The sequence below is a fragment of the Pseudoalteromonas sp. SR44-2 genome (genome assembly GCF_014163745.1).
Taxonomy (GTDB): Bacteria; Pseudomonadota; Gammaproteobacteria; order Enterobacterales; family Alteromonadaceae; genus Pseudoalteromonas; species Pseudoalteromonas distincta.
In genome coordinates, this window is record NZ_JACJDW010000012.1 from 82,235 (window position 1) to 100,134 (window position 17,900).

Sequence of the window (17,900 nt, forward strand, 5' to 3'; positions counted from 1 at the left end):
CGCGCAAAGCTTGCTAAAATTCGCCCACACAGTTGGGAGTGAGTATGCCACAAATAGAAAAAAGTGCGCTGGTTATGTACAGCACTAAAGAGATGTTTGATCTAGTTAATGATGTAGAAGCTTATTCGCAGTTTTTACCAAATTGCTCAGACTCAAAAATTGTTTCACAGCATGATAATAACATGACCGCGAGTTTAGAAATATCCAAGGCGGGTATAAAAAAGTGGTTTACCACCGAAAACACCTTTGTTGATGAGCAAACAGTGTTGCTAAGCCTTGTTGATGGACCATTTAAGATGTTAAAAGGACGTTGGCACTTTCAAGAGCTTGACGCCAAAGCATGTAAAGTTCACTTGCAACTAGAATTTGAATTTTCAAATAAGTTAATAGAGCTTGCCTTTGGTAAGATTTTTAACGATGTTGCAAAAAATATGGTGAGTGCATTTACTCAACGTGCAAAACAGGTTTATGGAGCTAGAGCATGATTAATGTTGAGGTGGTATTTGCGTTACCAACCACGGCCACGTGTTTATCAATTGAAGTGCCACAAGGGACTACAGTCGAGCAAGCTGTTATTCAGTCAGGTATTATACAAAAGTGCCCTGAGATAGATGCTACATCGCTAACGTTAGGTGTGTGGAATCGAACTGTAAAAGCTAACTATGAATTAAAAGACGGTGACCGTATAGAAATATATCGTCCATTAATTGCAGACCCTAAAGATGCGCGTAGAAAGCGTGCAGAAAAAGCTAAAGAAGAGGGGCGTGCAAATAAAATAACGGGTGGCCGCCCACTCGAAAAGTAACGCAAATCGGTATAAACGTGGAAAAATTTAACGGATTAAATCACACGCTAACGTTGTTTAAAATGGTAAAAGCTTTTAAATAAACCAATAAAAAAGGTGAGCCATGCTCACCTTTTTTTACCACTTGAGAAATTTATTGCTCGAGCGGTGTAGTAAAGTTTTCAGGTTGGTCATAATCCCCTGAGATTGAAACTAACTTTTCATTTTCAAAGTTAATTACTAACTCTTTATTTTGCTCGTTTTTACGGCCCTTATTAAAGCTGTAAATATAACGCCAAGTATTGTTATCAAAGGCGTCCTCGGCAATAGGTCTGCCTAATACGTAAACAACTTGCTCTCGAGTCATATTTACACGAAGTTTTTCAACATCCGATTGCTCTAAAAAGTTTCCTTGGGGGATGTTAATTCGGTATACCCAGCTAGAGCAACCTGCTGCTGAGCTAAGTGTTAAAGCAACGATAAGCCAAAGAGAAAAAGTTTTTAACGACTGCATTGTTAGTTGTGATCCTTATTTTTTATAATCTGCATGATACCGATTAGTCACTGAAGGTAAAACCCTTTTAAGCAATTGTTTTATGTTAAGGGCGTTAAGGTAATGTTTTGACCATTAATAATGAAAAAAGTTTACAGCACATCGAAACGAATATTTTAAAAACGGAGTCTACTTGGTTTTTATATATAGTTGAGACACGATTTGGTCATTGGTACACAGGGATCACGACTAATGTTGAAAAACGCTTTGCAACTCATCAAGCCGGCAAAGGGGCTAAAAACCTTAGAGGGAAAGGGCCGCTTGTACTTATCCATCAACAACAAGTTGGTAATAAAAGTGAAGCAAGTAAACTTGAGTATCAATTAAAAAAGCTTTCTAGAACCAAAAAAGAAGCATACGTTTTAGCATTTAATACCAGCGACACTAAAATCATTTAGTTAATTTACTTAGATTAAACCTTATTCGCTGTGGGCAAAAGCTAGCTTTTAATATAGCTTTTGCTCACAAAGGAAATATAGCCGTTATAGCTGCTTAGCGATGTTTTTCAAAGGTAGCGACAAGTGCATCGAGTGTTTGAGCGCTGTTTGCCAAGTCACGAATAGCTTGCTCTGTATTGATTTGCTCGCTCATTGCTTTATCGCTAATTTCACTTATTTGCTCTATGTTACGACCTACATCAGCAACCACATTACTTTGCTGCTCAGTTGCAGTTGCAATAAGCGTAGCCATATCGTTTATTTGATTAGCTGTTTCGGCTATCGCATCGAGTAATTCTACTGAGCTTTGCATGGCTCCAACGCTTTGCTGCGCTTTATCTTTTGATTGGCTAATATCGTTAACTACATCATCAGATATTCTTGTAAGCTCTTCAATCATAGATTGAATTTCGGTGGTTGATTGCGATGTACGGTTTGCCAGAGCGCGTACTTCATCAGCAACAACAGCAAAGCCTCGACCGTGCTCACCTGCGCGAGCAGATTCAATTGCCGCGTTTAAAGCAAGTAGATTAGTCTGATCCGATATCCCTCTAATTGAATCCACAATACTTGCTATATCAACCGTTTTTTTAGAAAGCAAAGTAACTTGCTCTGTTATGCCATCAATATCGCTAGCTAGGGCTGAGATAGTTGCCTGGCTTTGTAATACTTGTTTGTGGCTTTGAATGGTGTTCTCACGGCTGTTATCGGTTAACTTAGCTGTATTCGCTGCGCTTTGTGCTATTTCTTGCACTGTAGCGCCCATTTCGTTGATAGCTGCTGCGACAGATATTGTTTGCTCTTTTTGATTATCAATTGCTTGCGAGTTTCGTTTTGCCTGTTCAAATACATGATCAGAACTTTGGCGAATATCGTGGCTTTCACTGGCAACTTGAGTAATCGCTGTTTCTATTTTATTTATAAACTGGTTAAAGCCATTACTTAGATTGTTGAGCTCTGGTTGGCTTGATTCTGGTAAGCGGTACGCTAAGTTTGCATCGCCAGAGCCTAAGCGTGAAAATAACTCAGCCATTTTAGAAAGTGGAGATGAAAGAGAGCGAGCAAGTAAGTAACTAATCAAGCTAGCAACTAACGCGGTGATTACTGTAAAAGTAAATATTTGCCATTGTAGGGTGTTTACACTTGCGAATACTTCACTTTTTGGTACTTGAGCTACAACATATAAGTCAGTGTTTTTAATTGGGGTTGCAGCTATAAGAGTAGGTTCGCCATTTAAGTTAATTTCTTCTAGTGCAAAGCCATTACTATTAAATAGTTGGCTGTGAATATTTGCAGTATATAAATCGTCAATATTTGCTTTTGCTACTTTATTGGCATCTTTATGAAGTTGAATTAATCCATTTTTATCTGCAATAAATACAAAACCTGTTTGCTCAATTTTAAATTGCTGTAATAGCTTTTGCATATCAGTGATGCTTTTTGCAAGACCTGCTAAACCAGTACCATTAGCCTGCTGATGATTTACAAACATTTTCACATCATTGGCTGACTCTTGATAAATACTGATAGAATAAGGTTGTTTTGATTGCTTAAAAGCAAAAAACCAGCCATCAGCTGAATCGTTTTTTAACACACGCAAAAAACCATTTTGGTTCCAGTACTGTGCAGTGTCTCTATTTGCCCAAGATGCTGTTGCTAAATCGTATTGCTGGGCAACACGATTTAATTCTTTTAATAATAAGGTGTCGTCTTGATTACTAGTCTGAGCCCACTGTAAAACAAATTCGTTTGATGATAGTTGCTGAGCAGCACCAAGTAACTCATTAATTTCACCGCCTATATGATTACTGATTGTTTGCAGTTTACTAGGTAGCTCTGACTCGATCATACGTTGCTCAATTATGTCTTTAGAGCTGTATAAAGAGGTCAAGCCAATCAGTGCCGCTACGCATATAGCAATAACACTGCCTAAAGCTGTGATTTTTTGAGTAATAGAAAGGTTTTGTATCGTCATGATATTAATTAATTTTACAACTGAGTAGAGGACTATACTAGCACATTATTTATTTAGAGCTAGATATTGCCTACTGTGAAATGAATAGAAGGTAGCGTGTTATGGTTAAAGTTTTATGAATATGCATAAAAAAGCCCATAAGCAGAGCATATGGGCTTGGTTTCTAACAAGCGAAACATTTATCGTTTAGGGTTAAACAATCTTTTTCATTGCTGACATGTAGCCACGTAATTTAGCACCTACTTTTTCAACTGGGTGTTCACGAAGGGCGGCGTTAATTTGAATTAATGTTTGGTTATCAACTTGGTTACTGTGCTCGCCAAGGCCTTTACCAATAACATCTGTATCAATTTTTTTCATAAAATCTGCAAGTAATGGTAAACATGCATGGTTATATAGGTAACATCCATACTCTGCAGTGTCAGAAATTGTACGGTTCATTTCAAAAAGCTTTTTGCGTGCAATAGTATTAGCAATTAATGGCGTTTCATGTAAAGACTCGTAGTAAGCTGACTCTTCAATAATACCGGCTGCTGTCATGGTTTCAAAAGCAAGTTCAACACCTGCTTTTACCATTGCTACCATTAAAATACCGTTATCAAAAAATTCCTGTTCTGAGATTTCTACATCGCCAGCAGGGGTCTTTTCAAAGTTAGTCTCTGCTGTTTCAGCGCGCCATTTAAGTAAGTTTACGTCATCGTTATTCCAGTCTTCCATCATAGTGCGTGAGAAAGTGCCGTCGATGATGTCATCTTGATGCTTATTATAAAGCGGGCGCATAATTAGTTTTAGCTCTTCGCTTAGTTCGAACGCTTTTACTTTTGCAGGATTTGAAAGGCGGTCAAGCATGTTTGTAACGCCGCCGTACTTAAGTGCTTCGGTAATTACTTCCCAGCCGTATTGAATTAGCTTTGATGCATAACCCGCATCAACGCCTTTTTCTATCATTTTATCAAAACATAAAATAGAGCCAGTTTGTAACATGCCACATAAAATGGTTTGCTCGCCCATTAGGTCTGACTTAACTTCAGCAATAAATGATGATTTAAGTACACCTGCACGGTGTCCGCCAGTCCCTGCTGCATACGCTTTAGCTTGTGCTAAACCATGACCTTGAGGATCATTTTCTGGGTGAACAGCAATTAGAGTTGGTACACCAAAACCGCGTTTGTATTCTTCACGTACTTCAGAACCAGGACACTTAGGCGCAACCATGATTACAGTAATGTCTTCACGTACTTGCATGCCTTCTTCAACAATATTAAAGCCATGAGAGTAGGCAAGTGTAGAGCCTTTTTTCATAAGCGGCATAATTGCACTTACTACAGCAGTATGTTGCTTATCTGGTGTTAAATTAAGTACTACATCAGCTGTTGGGATTAGTTCTTCGTAAGTGCCAACAGTAAAGCCGTTTTCAGATGCGTTCAAAAATGATTGGCGACGCTCAGAAATAGCTGATGCGCGTAATGTGTAAGAAACATCTAAACCAGAGTCACGTAAGTTTAAGCCTTGGTTTAAACCTTGTGCGCCACAGCCTACAATAACTAGTTTTTTACCTTTAAGTGCATCAACGCCATCGGCAAATTCGCCTGCGTCCATAAATTCACATTGCGCTAATTGCGCTAATTGCTCGCGTAAAGGTAAGGTATTGAAATAATTCGCCATTGTTAGTGTCCTATAAAGTCATGTTTGTTAGATGCGCTATGTTTACTGCGCTTACAAACACCATATGTAAAATCGTTGCTTGCGTAAAATGATATATTTGAATTAAAGTGTTTCACAATATGAAATGCAGGGGGTTGGATGGAACATAAGCACTTAAACTACTTTTTAGCGTTGGCTAAAACACTTCACTTTGGGCGCGCAAGTGAGCTTTGCCACATAAGCGCACCCACTTTGAGCCGAAATATAAAACATTTGGAAGAAGAAGTTGGAGTAGCATTGTTTATCCGCGATAACCGAAGCGTTAAATTAACGCGTGAGGGGGAGTCCTTTATTGATTACGCAACGGCAACGCTTGCTAATTGGCAACGTTTTAAAACGAATGTAAAAGACCCACAACAGCATATTTACGGCAAAGTAAGTATTTATTGTTCTGTAACTGCATCTTATAGTTTTTTACATCAAATATTAGAACAACTTCGTGCGCAGCATCAGTACATAGAGATAACATTAAATACAGGCGACCCAGCACTTGCTATAAATCGTGTACTTGATGGCCACGAATTAATGGCAATTGCAGCTAAGCCTAATAAGTTACCGTCGCAAATTGCCTTTGTTGATATTGGGCACTCACCACTTTTATTAATTGGCCCAAAAATTCAATGTCAGATCACACAAAAGCTTACACAAAATAGTGATGGCATTAATTGGTCTGATTTAGAGTTTATTGTCCCAGAACAAGGTTTTTCTCGCCAAAGGTTAGAGCACTGGTGGCGCAAAAATAATATTCACGGAAAAATCTACGCTCAAGTTGCAGGACATGAAGCAATGGTATCTATGGTGAGCTTAGGGCTAGGCGTCGCAATGGTCCCTAAAATAGTACTAGATAATAGCCCGCTGCAGGATAAGGTACAAATACTAACACCAAAAATGCAAGCACCTGAAGGGTTTGATATCGGTTTGGCGGTATTAAGAAAAGAGTTAAATGACCCTGCAATCAGTGCGTTGTGGAATATTGCGCAAACTTTAGAAGCAAAAGCAATTTAATATGCACACAGAGCAAGCAAATTAGTTAAATAGTATTAATATAGGTTGCGTATGAGTTTACTATTACTTAACATTGAGTGCTAATAATAAAAACAATGACGCTTGAGAGTTTATTTATGAACCATGCCGTATCACTTGCTCATTCTGCTCAATGCCTTAAAAAGGCGATTCCTTTGATGGTAAAATACCGCATGCCGGTTACGCCTATCAACTATGCAATTTGGTACTGTTACATTCAAGGGAGTAACCCTTCATTAAATGCTGAATTAGACCATGTTATTGCTGAGCAACAAACATGCTCACAAGACAAAGCAAAAGAAATTTTTGATAAGCATTTAACGCAAGACGATCTGGCTTTCTTTCAAGAAATGACTGAAAAGTTCCATACAACTATGGAGCAAGTCCAGCAAGATATAAGCACCACGCTTGAGCATTCCAAAAGCTTTACAACAAGTTTAGTTGATTCACAAAATGAATTAAATATGCTTGCTGATGTAAATTCTTATAATGAAATATTAGGTTGTGTAGAGCGCTTAACCGACGATTCTATTGCTATGCAGGATTATGCTAGAGAATTTCAAACTAAGTTAGCTGTTGCTTACAACGAAATAAAAGATTTAAAAGAAGCACTTAATATTTCAAAAGAAGCAGCTGATACCGACACGCTTACGGGGTTTTATAACCGAGGTAAGTTTGATTCAGATATCGTAAAATTTTGTTTTGAATACTCAGAGAAAGCACAGGAAGATTCTCTTGCCGTACTAATTATGTTTGATATTGATCACTTTAAACGTTTTAACGATGACTTTGGTCATCAAAAGGGTGACGAAGTGTTGAGGTTAGTTGCCAAAAAAGTGAGAGAAAATACAACTGAAACAGCAAATATATATAGATACGGTGGCGAAGAGTTTTGTATAACAGCTTATTTTGACACTATTAACGATATAATAGCGTTTGCCGATTGTATACGTTTAGCTATTGCGAAATTAGCGATTCGTAAAAAGCATGATATAACAGCTAAACGTGCTATTTCTGCAAGTTTTGGTTTAGCTATTTTACGTCCATTTACTAATAGCTCAGTTTTAGTTGAGCGTGCAGATAGAGCCTTATATATCGCAAAAACACATGGCCGAAACCGAATAGAAATAGCCCCTGATATTTAATAAGCATCAGAAGCTTGATTTATTACGGCTAAAGCCGCTATTAACTTTGGTAACCTAGTAGCTTGTAAGGTTAATAAAAAAAAGTTGTTAGAGTTGGCTTCCTGCAGATTTTATTTGAATTAAAGCATTTGCGAGGTTATCCCTCATTTCCAAAGTTTCTCAAAGCAGTGCCAGCTTAGCCAACGCACATAACTAATTTGAAGGGTTTGTCACTTCAAAAACACAAAAGTTAACATTTGTGTATACAAATTGTGAATAATTGTAACCAGCTAGAGCTAGTTTAAAAAGACCTTGCTAGTATGGGGAACTTACTTAATTTAATACTTTGATGTACGCTGATGCGGTATTCCTTCTCCTTATTAACTGCTCTATGTTTTAGCACTTTGTTTGCTTGCCTTTCGGTGCAAGCAACACAGGCAAGCAAGCATGCTGACGATTATACAGAGCAAGATATAACAACTGATCGCCTGCATTTGAGTTTAAGCGTTGGGGCTGGAGTTATAACCAACCCTTTGCATGGTGGAGATCATATTCCGCTTGTGCTTATTCCACAAATTGCGTTTTATGCAGAGCAATGGTTTTTTGATAATGGCCGCCTTGGCTATTCATTTTCACAATCCCCAAAGCATCACTTTAATCTAGTTAGTGAACTCAACTCTGAATCTCGCTTTTTTATAGACTGGCACCCTAAAAATGTATTTGCATTGCAAAGTAGTGCTCTTAATAATCAGTTTGTAATGCAAAATGAAGCCTCGTCCTCTCGCTACGCTGATATTGATAATTTGCATAAACGGCAAATTGCCTTGGATGCGGGTATTGCGTATCACTATGTAAATGATGACCATGTTTTTTCAGTTCAGGCTCTGCATGATATAACCGATGTTTATCGAGGTGTACGCGGTGCATTGCAGTGGCAATATCATACTGTGCTAGGAAAGCTTAAAATAAAGCCAACACTTGGAATAAACTATAAATCTGCGGAACTAAATAGCTATTTTTATGGACTTAATGAGGGTGAAACTCAATTTGGCAAAATAGACGTTGGTAGTAGTTGGCAACCTTATGCTAAAATCGACGCCCGTTGGCCACTGAGTAAGGCTGACTCTCTTCGTTTTCATGTAGCATATTACGACTATTCGGCTATGGATGGCAGTCCGCTCTTTGAACGTACTTATTCAATGACTGCATTTATAGGATTCGATCGTACTTTTTAATATGAAGTATTCAATATTAGTTGTGTTTATTACCACTTTTTTTAGTGGTTTTAGTGTGGCACAAACCCCTGTTTTTAGTGTTTCTCCAAAAGTCTGCGTGGTTTCCGAACAGCAGGATTTTTGCGATCTTGATTTACAGTTTAAATGGCTATTAAACACCTATAGTGATGTCTGTTTGTATCAACAAGAACAACTACTTCAATGCTGGCAGCAGCAGCGTTCTGGGCAATTTAATTATAAAGCGCGTGTTCAGGTGGAGACCATATACTCCTTAATCAATCCTCATACGGGTGTGTTAATAGCAAAAACACAGGTTGAAGTACAAAGCGCCCATGCTAAAAAAAATAGGCGTAGGCTTCGCTCTCCGTGGAGCTTTTTTTAATTTAGGAGCAACTAATGCCAAAAATTTTACTTGTTGAAGATGATCTCGGTTTACAACAGCTAACAAAAGATTACCTTGAACATAATGGCCTTGAAGTCGAAGTGTTAGACCGCGGTGACGAAGTGTTTAATTACCTAGAAAACAATACACCCGATTTAATGATTTTAGACGTTATGCTGCCAGGTAAAGATGGCTTTAGCGTTTGCCGCCAAGTAAGAGATAAATTTACTCTACCAATTTTAATGTTGACTGCTAAAGGTGAAGACTTCGACCAAGTGCTTGGTTTAGAACTTGGTGCTGATGATTATGTAATAAAACCAGCAGAGCCACGTGTATTACTAGCGCGGATCAATGCATTACTACGACGTGGGCAACCAATAGTAAAATCTAGTGAAGAACTGCAGTTTGGTGATTTAGTCATCGATAAAACAAGCCGTATTGTAAAACTAAGTGATTCAGAGATTGTATTAACTTCGCACGAGTTTGAACTACTATGGCTATTAGCGTCAAATGCGGGTGAAGTACTAAGCAGAGAACATGTGCACCAACATATGATTGGCCGTCAATACGACGGACTTGATAGAACAGTGGATGTACGCGTATCACGAATTCGTAAAAAATTAGGTGATAATAGTGATAAGCCGTATCGTATAAAAACCGTATGGGGACAAGGCTATTTATTTGTTTCTGATGCATGGGATCTTTAGAACTATTTAAGGTTAATCGGCTGTAATGGGAAAACTGTTTACCAGCTTATACTTATATATCATTGTTTCATTATTTGTTGTAAGTGGTGTTATTGAGCAGCTGTGGCCCTATGAAGAGTCGCAGCAGCAGGTCTTCTTGGACGATGAGTTTGGGCAATCACTGTGGTTGCTTTCACAAACTCCAAATGGTCTTAAAAAACTAAAGCATAACTTTGAAAGTAAAGTGATTGAACGACGTGATTTAATACTTCCTCAAAAACAACAATCGCAGCTAAATCAAAACCACTACTTATATTTGTATGATAAGCAACAACGCATTGTTTGGTATGTAGATCTCGGTAATGATTCATTACTTCAAGTAGGACCGGTAGGCGTATTAACGCAGCAATCATCTTCTGTTTGGCCGTATTTATTACTACTTATTATTGTAGGTATACCAGTTGGGCTATGGAGCTTTTTACTCTGGCGTGACTTTGCAAAGCTACGCAAAGCGTGTGAAGCGGTAGATGGTTTGCAAGACTTTCAACTAAATGACTCTTCTAAGTCTTTCTTTTTACCTATAACTGATACATTAAAGGTAATGCAGCAACGTATTGAGTTTTTACTTAGTGCGCAGCAAGAACTTACCTCATCGGTGTCGCATGAGTTTAGAACACCACTAGCACGTTTAAAGTTTGCAATAGTCATGCTACAAGAACAAATGCTTGACGAAAAAGGCGAAAAATACCTAACAAACATGCAAACAGATATTAGTGAGCTAGAGTCACTAGTTTCTGAAATGCTTGAATACGCGCGATTAGACTCTCAACAACCAAGTTTACAGCCAATAAACTGCGATTTAGCTGGGCTGGTAAAAACCACTATTGAAAAGCTAAATTTTGAAGCTAGAACAACGCTCTCTATAAACCTCCCTGAGCATTTAAATTACTACTGTGATAGCCACTTTATGGCGCGAGTATTTCAAAATTTAATTGGCAATGCGCTCAAATACACTCATCAACAAGTCAAAATTTCATTGCTACAAGAGGCAACTCACATCGTATTGATTGTTGAAGATGATGGTGAAGGGATTGACCCCGTTGAGCGAGAAAACGTATTTAAGCCTTTTACTCGATTAGATAAAAGTAGAGGCAAGGACACTGGTGGCTTTGGTTTAGGGCTTGCTATAGTTGCTAAAATTGTGTCGTGGCACCAAGGAGAGTGTAAAGCAGAAAGCTCAAGCTTAGGTGGTGCTAAATTTATTGTATATTTACCTCTCAAATTTAAGACATAAAAAAAGCGCCTAAGGCGCTTTTTTTGCGGTTAAAAACCAAAATCAACAAGTAGCAATATAATAGACCGCAAGTATTTAAAAAAGTTCTCAATTATTTTTTATTTTTTTCAAGTAATGGCATTAACATTTGCTCAAGGCCATTTAGTTTAACCTCATACATCATCGCTAGTTGGCTACCAAGTTTCGAGTTAGGAAATCCCTGCTGTTTGAACCACACCAAATAAGGTTCTGGTAGTAGTAATAAAGGGCGCCCAGCATATTTCCCAAAAGGCATTGTTGTATTTACAGCTATTTTTAATTGTTTTGGATCCATAAGAGTTACTTAGGTTTTAAAGTCTGCGTAAGTGTAAGGGATTTTAGAAATATAAAATAGGCTGTGACGGGCAAGAAACAGCCTATTTTGCGAGGGAGTAGGCCCTCTGATTTAATAATTTTTTGTTGATTAATATAAACCTAGTTGAACTTTAATTAGCTGGGATCTAATTAAGTTATTATTAGAACATGGGGTTTTATTTAACCAACATGGATAGTCTACCTGTTTTTTATGGTCGTGGTGAAATGGCTTGTAAAGGAATGTAAATAGAATTGCTTTTCATTTAAAAACTAATAACAAAGCCTTAATGATTTTAAGGCTTTGTTATTTATAGACGTTATAAAAAGTGATTATTCGTTAAATAGCTCCTGTTTAACGTGCTCTGCAAAACCACTACCTGCTTCTAAGTAAAAGTTATAAGTAGAATGAACACCCATTTCTTCTAGCTCTTTTTGTTGATCAGGGTAGTTTGCAATAGCTGTTACTTGGCCTTTATAACCTGAGGCTTGTAGTTGCTCTAGCGCAAAAATATTTTGCATATGCTTTGGCATTGCAAGCATGACCATTTCTACTTGCGAATGATTTACTCGTTGCCAAAAGTCAGGATCTGTTGCATCAGCAATTAATACGTTGCGGCCTCTGTTAACGTGCTTATCTACCACTTCAGGTTTTATATCTATGCCTGCAACAACATTTGGGTGAGTCGCGTTGATTGTTTCATAAGCACCAGTACCAATACGTCCCATACCAAAAATGACTATTTTAGTATCGTTTAGGTTAACAGGTAGCTCTTCAGCTAAACGAGTTTTGCTTTCAAACTTTAATAGCCAGTGCTCTATTTTTACGTATAGCTCGTTTGAGCGCTTATTTAACGGCGAGGCAATTACAAAGGTAATAGAAACAGCAATTGCCATTACGGCCAGCCACTCAGAAGTGATCATGCCTGTGCTAGCTGCTACTGCACATACAATTAACCCAAATTCACTGTAGTTAGATAAACTAAAGGCGGTAAGTAATGATGTACGTGCGCGTAGTTTGAATATATTTGTGAACACGTAATAAAGCGCTATTTTAATAGGTAAAACTAAAACAAGTATAATAGCAACGATTAATGAGCTAGTGGTTAGCTCTGCGCTCAAGCCAATACTTAAGAAAAAACCGACTAATAATATGTCTTTTAAATTAAGCAGAGATTTTGATAGTTCTCCTGCTTTTTTATGTGGTGCAAACATCATCCCAATTATGAGTGCGCCTAGGTCGCCTTTTAATCCTGCAAATTCAAATGCATGATAACCAGCAACTAAAGCAAAGAAAAAACCAAATAATGGTAATAGTTCACCATGTTTAGAGCGATTTAATACGCCATACATGACAGGTCGTAATAAAGGCAGAGCAATTATTAATGCAATTGCCCATACATTTGGAATTTTACCTGTACTAATCGCTAAAAAGATAACAGCAAAGATATCTTGCATGACTAGTATACCAATGGCTATTTTACCGTGAAGGCTTGCCATTTCTCCGCGTTCTTCAAGCACTTTTACTGCAAATACAGTACTTGAAAAACTAAGCGCAAACCCAACTAATAAAGCACTTTGCCAACTTAAATCAATAAACAGTGGAATAGCGAAAACACCAAGCAATAACATAAAACCACTAAAAAGCGCACTGCTAAAAATAATATGCAATGTTGCAGGCGCCCACACTTGGGGTTTAATTAAACTGTTTACCTTTAGCTTTAAACCAATACTAAAAAGAAGAAGGGTTACGCCAAGTGCAGCTATTGTATCGAGCAACTCTGTACTTTTATAACCCGATAAATTTAAAGCAAAACCTGCTAATAAAAATCCAATAAGAGGAGGCAGCTTTAACTGATAAACAGCAAAACCACACACAAACGCGGCGGCAAAATAGATTAGTTCCATAATTCTTAATATCACTTCATTTGGGGTTGCAGTGTAACGAAAAATTTATACCATTGAAAATAAAAATAGACCTAAAAATGAACGCGTCTAATCAAATACATGCCTAGCTATGTATAAAAAATGCGCATCAAACATACATTTAATCGTAAATAGTATGTAAATAACATTTTTTCACTGACATTGGCTTTTAAATATGGTTAAGATGCGATAACGAAGAAGTTTAAGCGAGAGCAAATAATAGAGCCGCTCAGCTTAAGGAGAAATATATGTTTAAAAAGATTTTAGCGTCGGTAGGTATTGGTGCTGCAAAAGTAGATACTGTTTTAGAGACTGAACACCTACAACCTGGTCAGCTTTTTAACGCACAAATAGTTATTACCGCAGGTGATGTTAGCCAAGATATTGCAGGCTTAGATTTATTACTTATGACCCGTGTTAAAGTGGCAGGTGATGATGGCGATTATTTTACCAATCATGTGATTGACCAATGGCGAATTACAGATATAGGTACAATTGAGCCGGGCGAAGTTAAAAGTATCCCTTTTGAAGCACGCCTCCATTCTGAAACTCCTATTACAGAAATTAATGCAGGTTACAATCAATCTCATGTGTGGCTTGAAACGGGTTTAGATATTGATTTAGCACTTGATCCGAGCGATAAAGACCATTTACATATTTACCCTAATGAAGCTGTTAAAACGTGCATGCAGGCGATGGAAAAATTAGGCTTTAGCTTAATGAAAGCTGATGTAGAAAAAGGTCATTTGCGCGCTCCTACATTTCAATCGTTATCGGGCTGTTATCAGGAGCTTGAATATAAACCAAATAGCCGTAGTTTATTTGGCATTCAAGAGATTGAGTTGTCATTTGTTCCAGAGGCACATAAAACACATGTGCTCATAGAACTAGACAGAGCTTTTAGAGGCGATGGTTATGTAGATTTAACCATAGAGCATGACCACGTGAATTTATCGCAGTTGTGCGACCAACTAGAGCGCTTATTTGCTTAATATAAACTAACAAGTGAATAATTTTATTAAACCCGGCCTAGGCTGGGTTTATTGTTTATAGGATTTAAAATGCAATTTAAATGTGAGCAGTTTAATGCTTTAGATGCGCATACTCTTTTTACTATTATGCGAGGACGTGTGGACGTATTTGTTGTAGAACAAGCATGTCCTTATCCTGAACTTGATGATGTAGATATAGCTTTAAATACACAGCATCTATATACATTAGACAGTGGGCAGCTACACACTTATGCGCGATGCTATGAAAAAAATGAGCAATACAGCGCAATAGGGCGCGTGCTGGTAAGTAAAAGTGCGCGTGGCAAAGGCGACGCCACTTTACTTGTAAGTAAAGCTATAGAGTGCTGTAAAGAGCAGTGGCCTGAGCGAGATATTTATATTAGCGCACAAACCTACTTACTTGATTTTTACCGCTCTTTTGGCTTTGAAGATTACAAAAGTGAATATCTAGAAGACGGCATACCTCATCAAGATATGATTTTAAAACTCACTCAATAAATCCAATTTAAGCAGCTATAAAAAAGCCCACTAATGTGGGCTATTTTAATTTAAAACTATTTTAAGGCTAAGGTATCATTTAGCTCAATAGTGAGTGTAAAAACACCATACCAATAGCCAGTGGACATACAAACTTGGTATACCAAGGCCATATTTTCCAAAACAGTGTATTGTGAACCTCTGGATTACCCTCTTGAATTGCTTTTAGTAATGAGCCTCTATACCAAATCCAGCCTACAAATATACAACACATAAGGCCAAGTAAAGGCTGAGCTACTTTTGTAGTGAGAGTGATTACTAAGCCAAATAAGCTGCTAAGGTTACACACAATTGTAATGCTGACGACAGCGATTAGCGCCCCAATTAACCACGTTGCTTGAACGCGTTTCATCCCAAAGCGCTCTACGGTGTATGATACTGGCGCCTCTAACATTGAAATAGATGATGTTAAAGCGGCAATACTCATTAACGCAAAAAATGAAAAACCCACAAACAGACCTACGTCGCCCATTCCATCAAATAAAGCGGGGAGTACCTGAAACACTAATGTATCTTCAGAGAGTAGCTTACCCGTTGTGGCCGAGAATATTTCAACGCCTTGTGCTTGTGCTACGTACATTGCTGGGATGATCAGTAAGCCTGCAACAAAAGCAATAAATACGTCAATAAGGGTTACATACGCGCCTAAAGAAACGAGGTTTTCTTTTTTACTAATGTACGAGCCGTAAATAATCATTACGCTAGTGCCAAGCGATAATGAGAAGAAAGCTTGCCCTAATGCACTTACTAATAGTTTTGCGTCAAAAATAGATGAAAAGTCAGGGACTAAGTAGGCTTTTAAGCCTTCCATAGCACCATCTTGCGTCATTACGTAAGCAATAAGTGCAAATAAAATGCCTAAAAGTGCAGGCATTAAACGCTTAGACCACTTCTCAATACCGTTTTCAACGCCTCTACTTATAATGGCGACAGTTAGAACGATAAAGATCATGGTGAATATAATATTTCGAGTAAGTGATTGCTCGCTTAACCATGTAGATGCTGTGTTGGCACCAACTAAAGTGGCTATTGGTTCAGCTGTGGCGCTGAGCATCCAACCGGCAACAATGGCGTAAAAGCTTAGTATAAAGCCAGCGCATAAAATACCGCCAAAACCAACAGCAAAGGCAAAGTGTTTTTGCCATGGCTTATTAGATATTTTTTGAAGAGATGACACTGCGTTTGCTTGGCCATGACGTCCAATCATAAGTTCAGCCATTAAAGCGGGGTAGGCTAAAAAGAACGCAAGCACTAAATATGCGACTAAAAATGCAGCACCGCCATTACTGGCTGTTTGTGTAGGGAATCCCCAAATATTGCCCAAACCAACGGCAGAACCCGCGGCGGCCATAATAAAACCAAAGCGAGAGCTAAACTCGCCTCTAACTGCGCTCATATTATTGTACTTCTCTATTGTGTGACGGCGGTGACAATCTACTGGAAATGTAAAAAAATAAAAAGTGCTTATTTGCTGATCTAGCACAAATTAATAAGTAAAGTGTATGTTATAACCATCGATTTTAATTGTTGTTATTAAGTCGTTTAAAATAACGAGTTGATTTTGTTTAATAATTGTTAATTACAGTCTGTAACTATTGCTTTACGGATTATGGTGCTGTGCAATAGTGAGAGTAAAGCACGCACCACCTAGCTGGGTGCTTTTAGTTACTTTAACGCTGCCATGATGCCAATCAGCTACTTTGGTAACAATGGCTAAGCCAAGGCCGTAACTTTTATCGGCTCTGTTACGGTGATCTTCCTCTCTAAAAAATGGGCTAAATACGTTACTAAAGTTTTCTTGTGCGATACCTGGGCCGTCGTCTTCTACCGTTATTATAAGCTGTTGCTCGTGTAACCTTGCACTGAGGTAAATATGTTGGTTTGCAAAATCACATGCGTTAGTTAATAAATTAGTAATTGCACGAGCCAACCAGTGAAGATCTGCATTTATTATTTTATCTGTACTATTGAGTTGTACGTTGAGCATTTGCATTTCAAGTTTTGGTGCAAGTTGAACTAAAATATCTTCAAGGTAGGATTTAATATTGGTTGATGAATAGGTCAGTTTGTTCGCGTTTTGCTCTAAAGTAGCAAATGCTAAATAGCTACTAAGCATCGATTCCATATGATCTAAATCGTTCTCCATACGGGTTAAATACTGTTTTACTTTTTGCTCATCATGGCTATCTAATGCCGCATCTAAACCAAATCGCAGGCACGCGATAGGGGTACGTATGTCGTGAGACAAGCTTGAGGCCATTAGTTTGTTTTCGGCGACAAGTTTCTCTATTTGGCTAGCCATGCGATTAAAGGTGAGTTCTACGTCTTTTATATAGGTAAAGTGCGATACCTTTATTCGGGCTTGAACATTACCAGAGGCAAACTTTTTAGCGGCTTCGTTTAAGACAGTCAGCCGTTTAGCTAAGGGCGCGATAATAAACCCCATAAATACACACAAGCCTGCGTAAAATAGTAGGGTTAATATAATGTCGTTATGCTGCTCGCTATCAAAGATTTTATCTAAACGCATTGATAAGTGAAAAGGATTTAAAACGTCGCTACTATAGAGCATATAAAAGCCTTGCTGATCCTCTAAAATCAGCCCACCTGGCGTGTGCATTTGTAACAATAGTGAAGGTGGTAAAGCGAGTGACTCATTTGGCTTGTAGTCAATTAATACATCAAACTCTCGGGCTAGTTGTTTTACATAATCGCTGCGCTCAGATGTAGGTATGTTAGCTAACTGCTTATTAAAACCCATGATCATTTTACTTTGCTGACTAAACTCATCTTGTGGGGTATGCGCTTGTTGACTAAAAGCATCAATAAGCCAGCCCAATACCACAATAGATAAAAGTGCACTGCCTAGAAGCGATATATAAAACTTTTTCATTTAT

General features: G+C 38.1%; 18 protein-coding genes. 11 read left to right on the forward strand and 7 right to left on the reverse strand.

The genetic code is table 11. The features are described from left to right. Positions 1 to 44 precede the first annotated feature (44 nt). Together H5115_RS09535 and H5115_RS09540 are read left to right on the forward strand one after the other, a co-directional pair. Entirely contained in the window at positions 45 to 485 is a 441-nt protein-coding gene (locus H5115_RS09535; RefSeq protein WP_024594788.1) for a type II toxin-antitoxin system RatA family toxin, read from the forward strand. Then, positions 482 to 805 carry an RnfH family protein gene (locus tag H5115_RS09540; protein ID WP_004335703.1) on the forward strand — a complete coding sequence of 108 codons (324 nt, stop codon included), beginning with the start codon at positions 482 to 484 and terminating at the stop codon, positions 803 to 805. The genes H5115_RS09535 and H5115_RS09540 overlap by 4 nt, the downstream gene beginning before the upstream one ends. 133 nt (positions 806 to 938) lie before the next feature. Here the strand turns inward: H5115_RS09540 and H5115_RS09545 are convergent, their stop codons facing one another. Next, positions 939 to 1,298 (reverse strand): outer membrane protein assembly factor BamE, encoded by a 360-nt coding sequence (locus H5115_RS09545; protein ID WP_004335706.1) that lies wholly within the window; start codon positions 1,296 to 1,298, stop codon positions 939 to 941. Between the two features lie 107 nt (positions 1,299 to 1,405). On the opposite strand from H5115_RS09545, the gene H5115_RS09550 reads away from it, so the two are divergent. Then, positions 1,406 to 1,735 (forward strand): GIY-YIG nuclease family protein, encoded by a 330-nt coding sequence (locus H5115_RS09550; protein WP_182754947.1) that lies wholly within the window; start codon positions 1,406 to 1,408, stop codon positions 1,733 to 1,735. Between the two features lie 94 nt (positions 1,736 to 1,829). Here H5115_RS09550 and H5115_RS09555 read toward each other — a convergent pair whose 3' ends face one another. Both H5115_RS09555 and ilvC read right to left on the reverse strand, forming a co-directional pair. Further along, the gene (locus H5115_RS09555; protein ID WP_182754948.1) at positions 1,830 to 3,749 is read right to left on the reverse strand and encodes a methyl-accepting chemotaxis protein; all 1,920 of its coding nucleotides are present in this window, start codon (positions 3,747 to 3,749) and stop codon (positions 1,830 to 1,832) included. A 192-nt stretch (positions 3,750 to 3,941) separates the two neighbouring features. Beyond that, positions 3,942 to 5,414 carry a ketol-acid reductoisomerase gene (gene ilvC / locus H5115_RS09560; protein ID WP_004335714.1) on the reverse strand — a complete coding sequence of 491 codons (1,473 nt, stop codon included), beginning with the start codon at positions 5,412 to 5,414 and terminating at the stop codon, positions 3,942 to 3,944. A gap of 138 nt (positions 5,415 to 5,552) precedes the next feature. Between ilvC and ilvY the strand changes: the two genes are divergently transcribed. From ilvY to H5115_RS09590, 6 genes are all read left to right on the forward strand, one after another. Beyond that, the gene (gene ilvY, locus H5115_RS09565) at positions 5,553 to 6,458 is read left to right on the forward strand and encodes an HTH-type transcriptional activator IlvY (protein WP_182754950.1); all 906 of its coding nucleotides are present in this window, start codon (positions 5,553 to 5,555) and stop codon (positions 6,456 to 6,458) included. Positions 6,459 to 6,574: 116 nt separating this feature from the next. Continuing rightward, entirely contained in the window at positions 6,575 to 7,621 is a 1,047-nt protein-coding gene (locus H5115_RS09570) for a GGDEF domain-containing protein (protein WP_024594946.1), read from the forward strand. 401 nt (positions 7,622 to 8,022) lie between these two features. Beyond that, positions 8,023 to 8,835, forward strand: coding sequence for a MipA/OmpV family protein (locus H5115_RS09575; RefSeq protein WP_182754952.1), 813 nt, complete (start codon positions 8,023 to 8,025; stop codon positions 8,833 to 8,835). A 1-nt stretch (position 8,836) separates the two neighbouring features. Further along, positions 8,837 to 9,217: a DUF3019 domain-containing protein gene (locus H5115_RS09580; protein WP_024594944.1), complete on the forward strand. Its 381-nt coding sequence runs from the start codon at positions 8,837 to 8,839 to the stop codon at positions 9,215 to 9,217. Between the two features lie 14 nt (positions 9,218 to 9,231). After that, positions 9,232 to 9,924, forward strand: a complete 693-nt coding sequence (locus H5115_RS09585; protein WP_004335729.1) for a response regulator — start codon at positions 9,232 to 9,234, stop codon at positions 9,922 to 9,924. Positions 9,925 to 9,949: 25 nt separating this feature from the next. Further along, positions 9,950 to 11,197 (forward strand): ATP-binding protein, encoded by a 1,248-nt coding sequence (locus H5115_RS09590; protein WP_182754954.1) that lies wholly within the window; start codon positions 9,950 to 9,952, stop codon positions 11,195 to 11,197. A gap of 91 nt (positions 11,198 to 11,288) precedes the next feature. On the opposite strand, the gene H5115_RS09595 is transcribed toward H5115_RS09590, so the two are convergent. Continuing rightward, positions 11,289 to 11,510: a DUF3820 family protein gene (locus H5115_RS09595; RefSeq protein ID WP_024594942.1), complete on the reverse strand. Its 222-nt coding sequence runs from the start codon at positions 11,508 to 11,510 to the stop codon at positions 11,289 to 11,291. A 350-nt stretch (positions 11,511 to 11,860) separates the two neighbouring features. Next, a complete protein-coding gene (locus H5115_RS09600; RefSeq protein WP_004335737.1) occupies positions 11,861 to 13,435 on the reverse strand; it encodes a cation:proton antiporter family protein in 1,575 nt (524 codons plus the stop codon). A gap of 266 nt (positions 13,436 to 13,701) precedes the next feature. Here H5115_RS09600 and H5115_RS09605 point away from each other — a divergent pair, with 266 nt between their 5' ends. Together H5115_RS09605 and H5115_RS09610 are read left to right on the forward strand one after the other, a co-directional pair. Beyond that, a complete protein-coding gene (locus H5115_RS09605) occupies positions 13,702 to 14,445 on the forward strand; it encodes a sporulation protein (RefSeq protein WP_182754956.1) in 744 nt (247 codons plus the stop codon). A 69-nt stretch (positions 14,446 to 14,514) separates the two neighbouring features. Then, a complete protein-coding gene (locus H5115_RS09610; RefSeq protein WP_182754958.1) occupies positions 14,515 to 14,964 on the forward strand; it encodes a GNAT family N-acetyltransferase in 450 nt (149 codons plus the stop codon). A gap of 79 nt (positions 14,965 to 15,043) precedes the next feature. On the opposite strand, the gene H5115_RS09615 is transcribed toward H5115_RS09610, so the two are convergent. Both H5115_RS09615 and H5115_RS09620 read right to left on the reverse strand, forming a co-directional pair. Then, a complete protein-coding gene (locus H5115_RS09615) occupies positions 15,044 to 16,399 on the reverse strand; it encodes a sodium-dependent transporter (protein ID WP_182754960.1) in 1,356 nt (451 codons plus the stop codon). Between the two features lie 204 nt (positions 16,400 to 16,603). Continuing rightward, entirely contained in the window at positions 16,604 to 17,896 is a 1,293-nt protein-coding gene (locus H5115_RS09620; protein ID WP_182754962.1) for a HAMP domain-containing sensor histidine kinase, read from the reverse strand. Positions 17,897 to 17,900 lie beyond the last annotated feature (4 nt).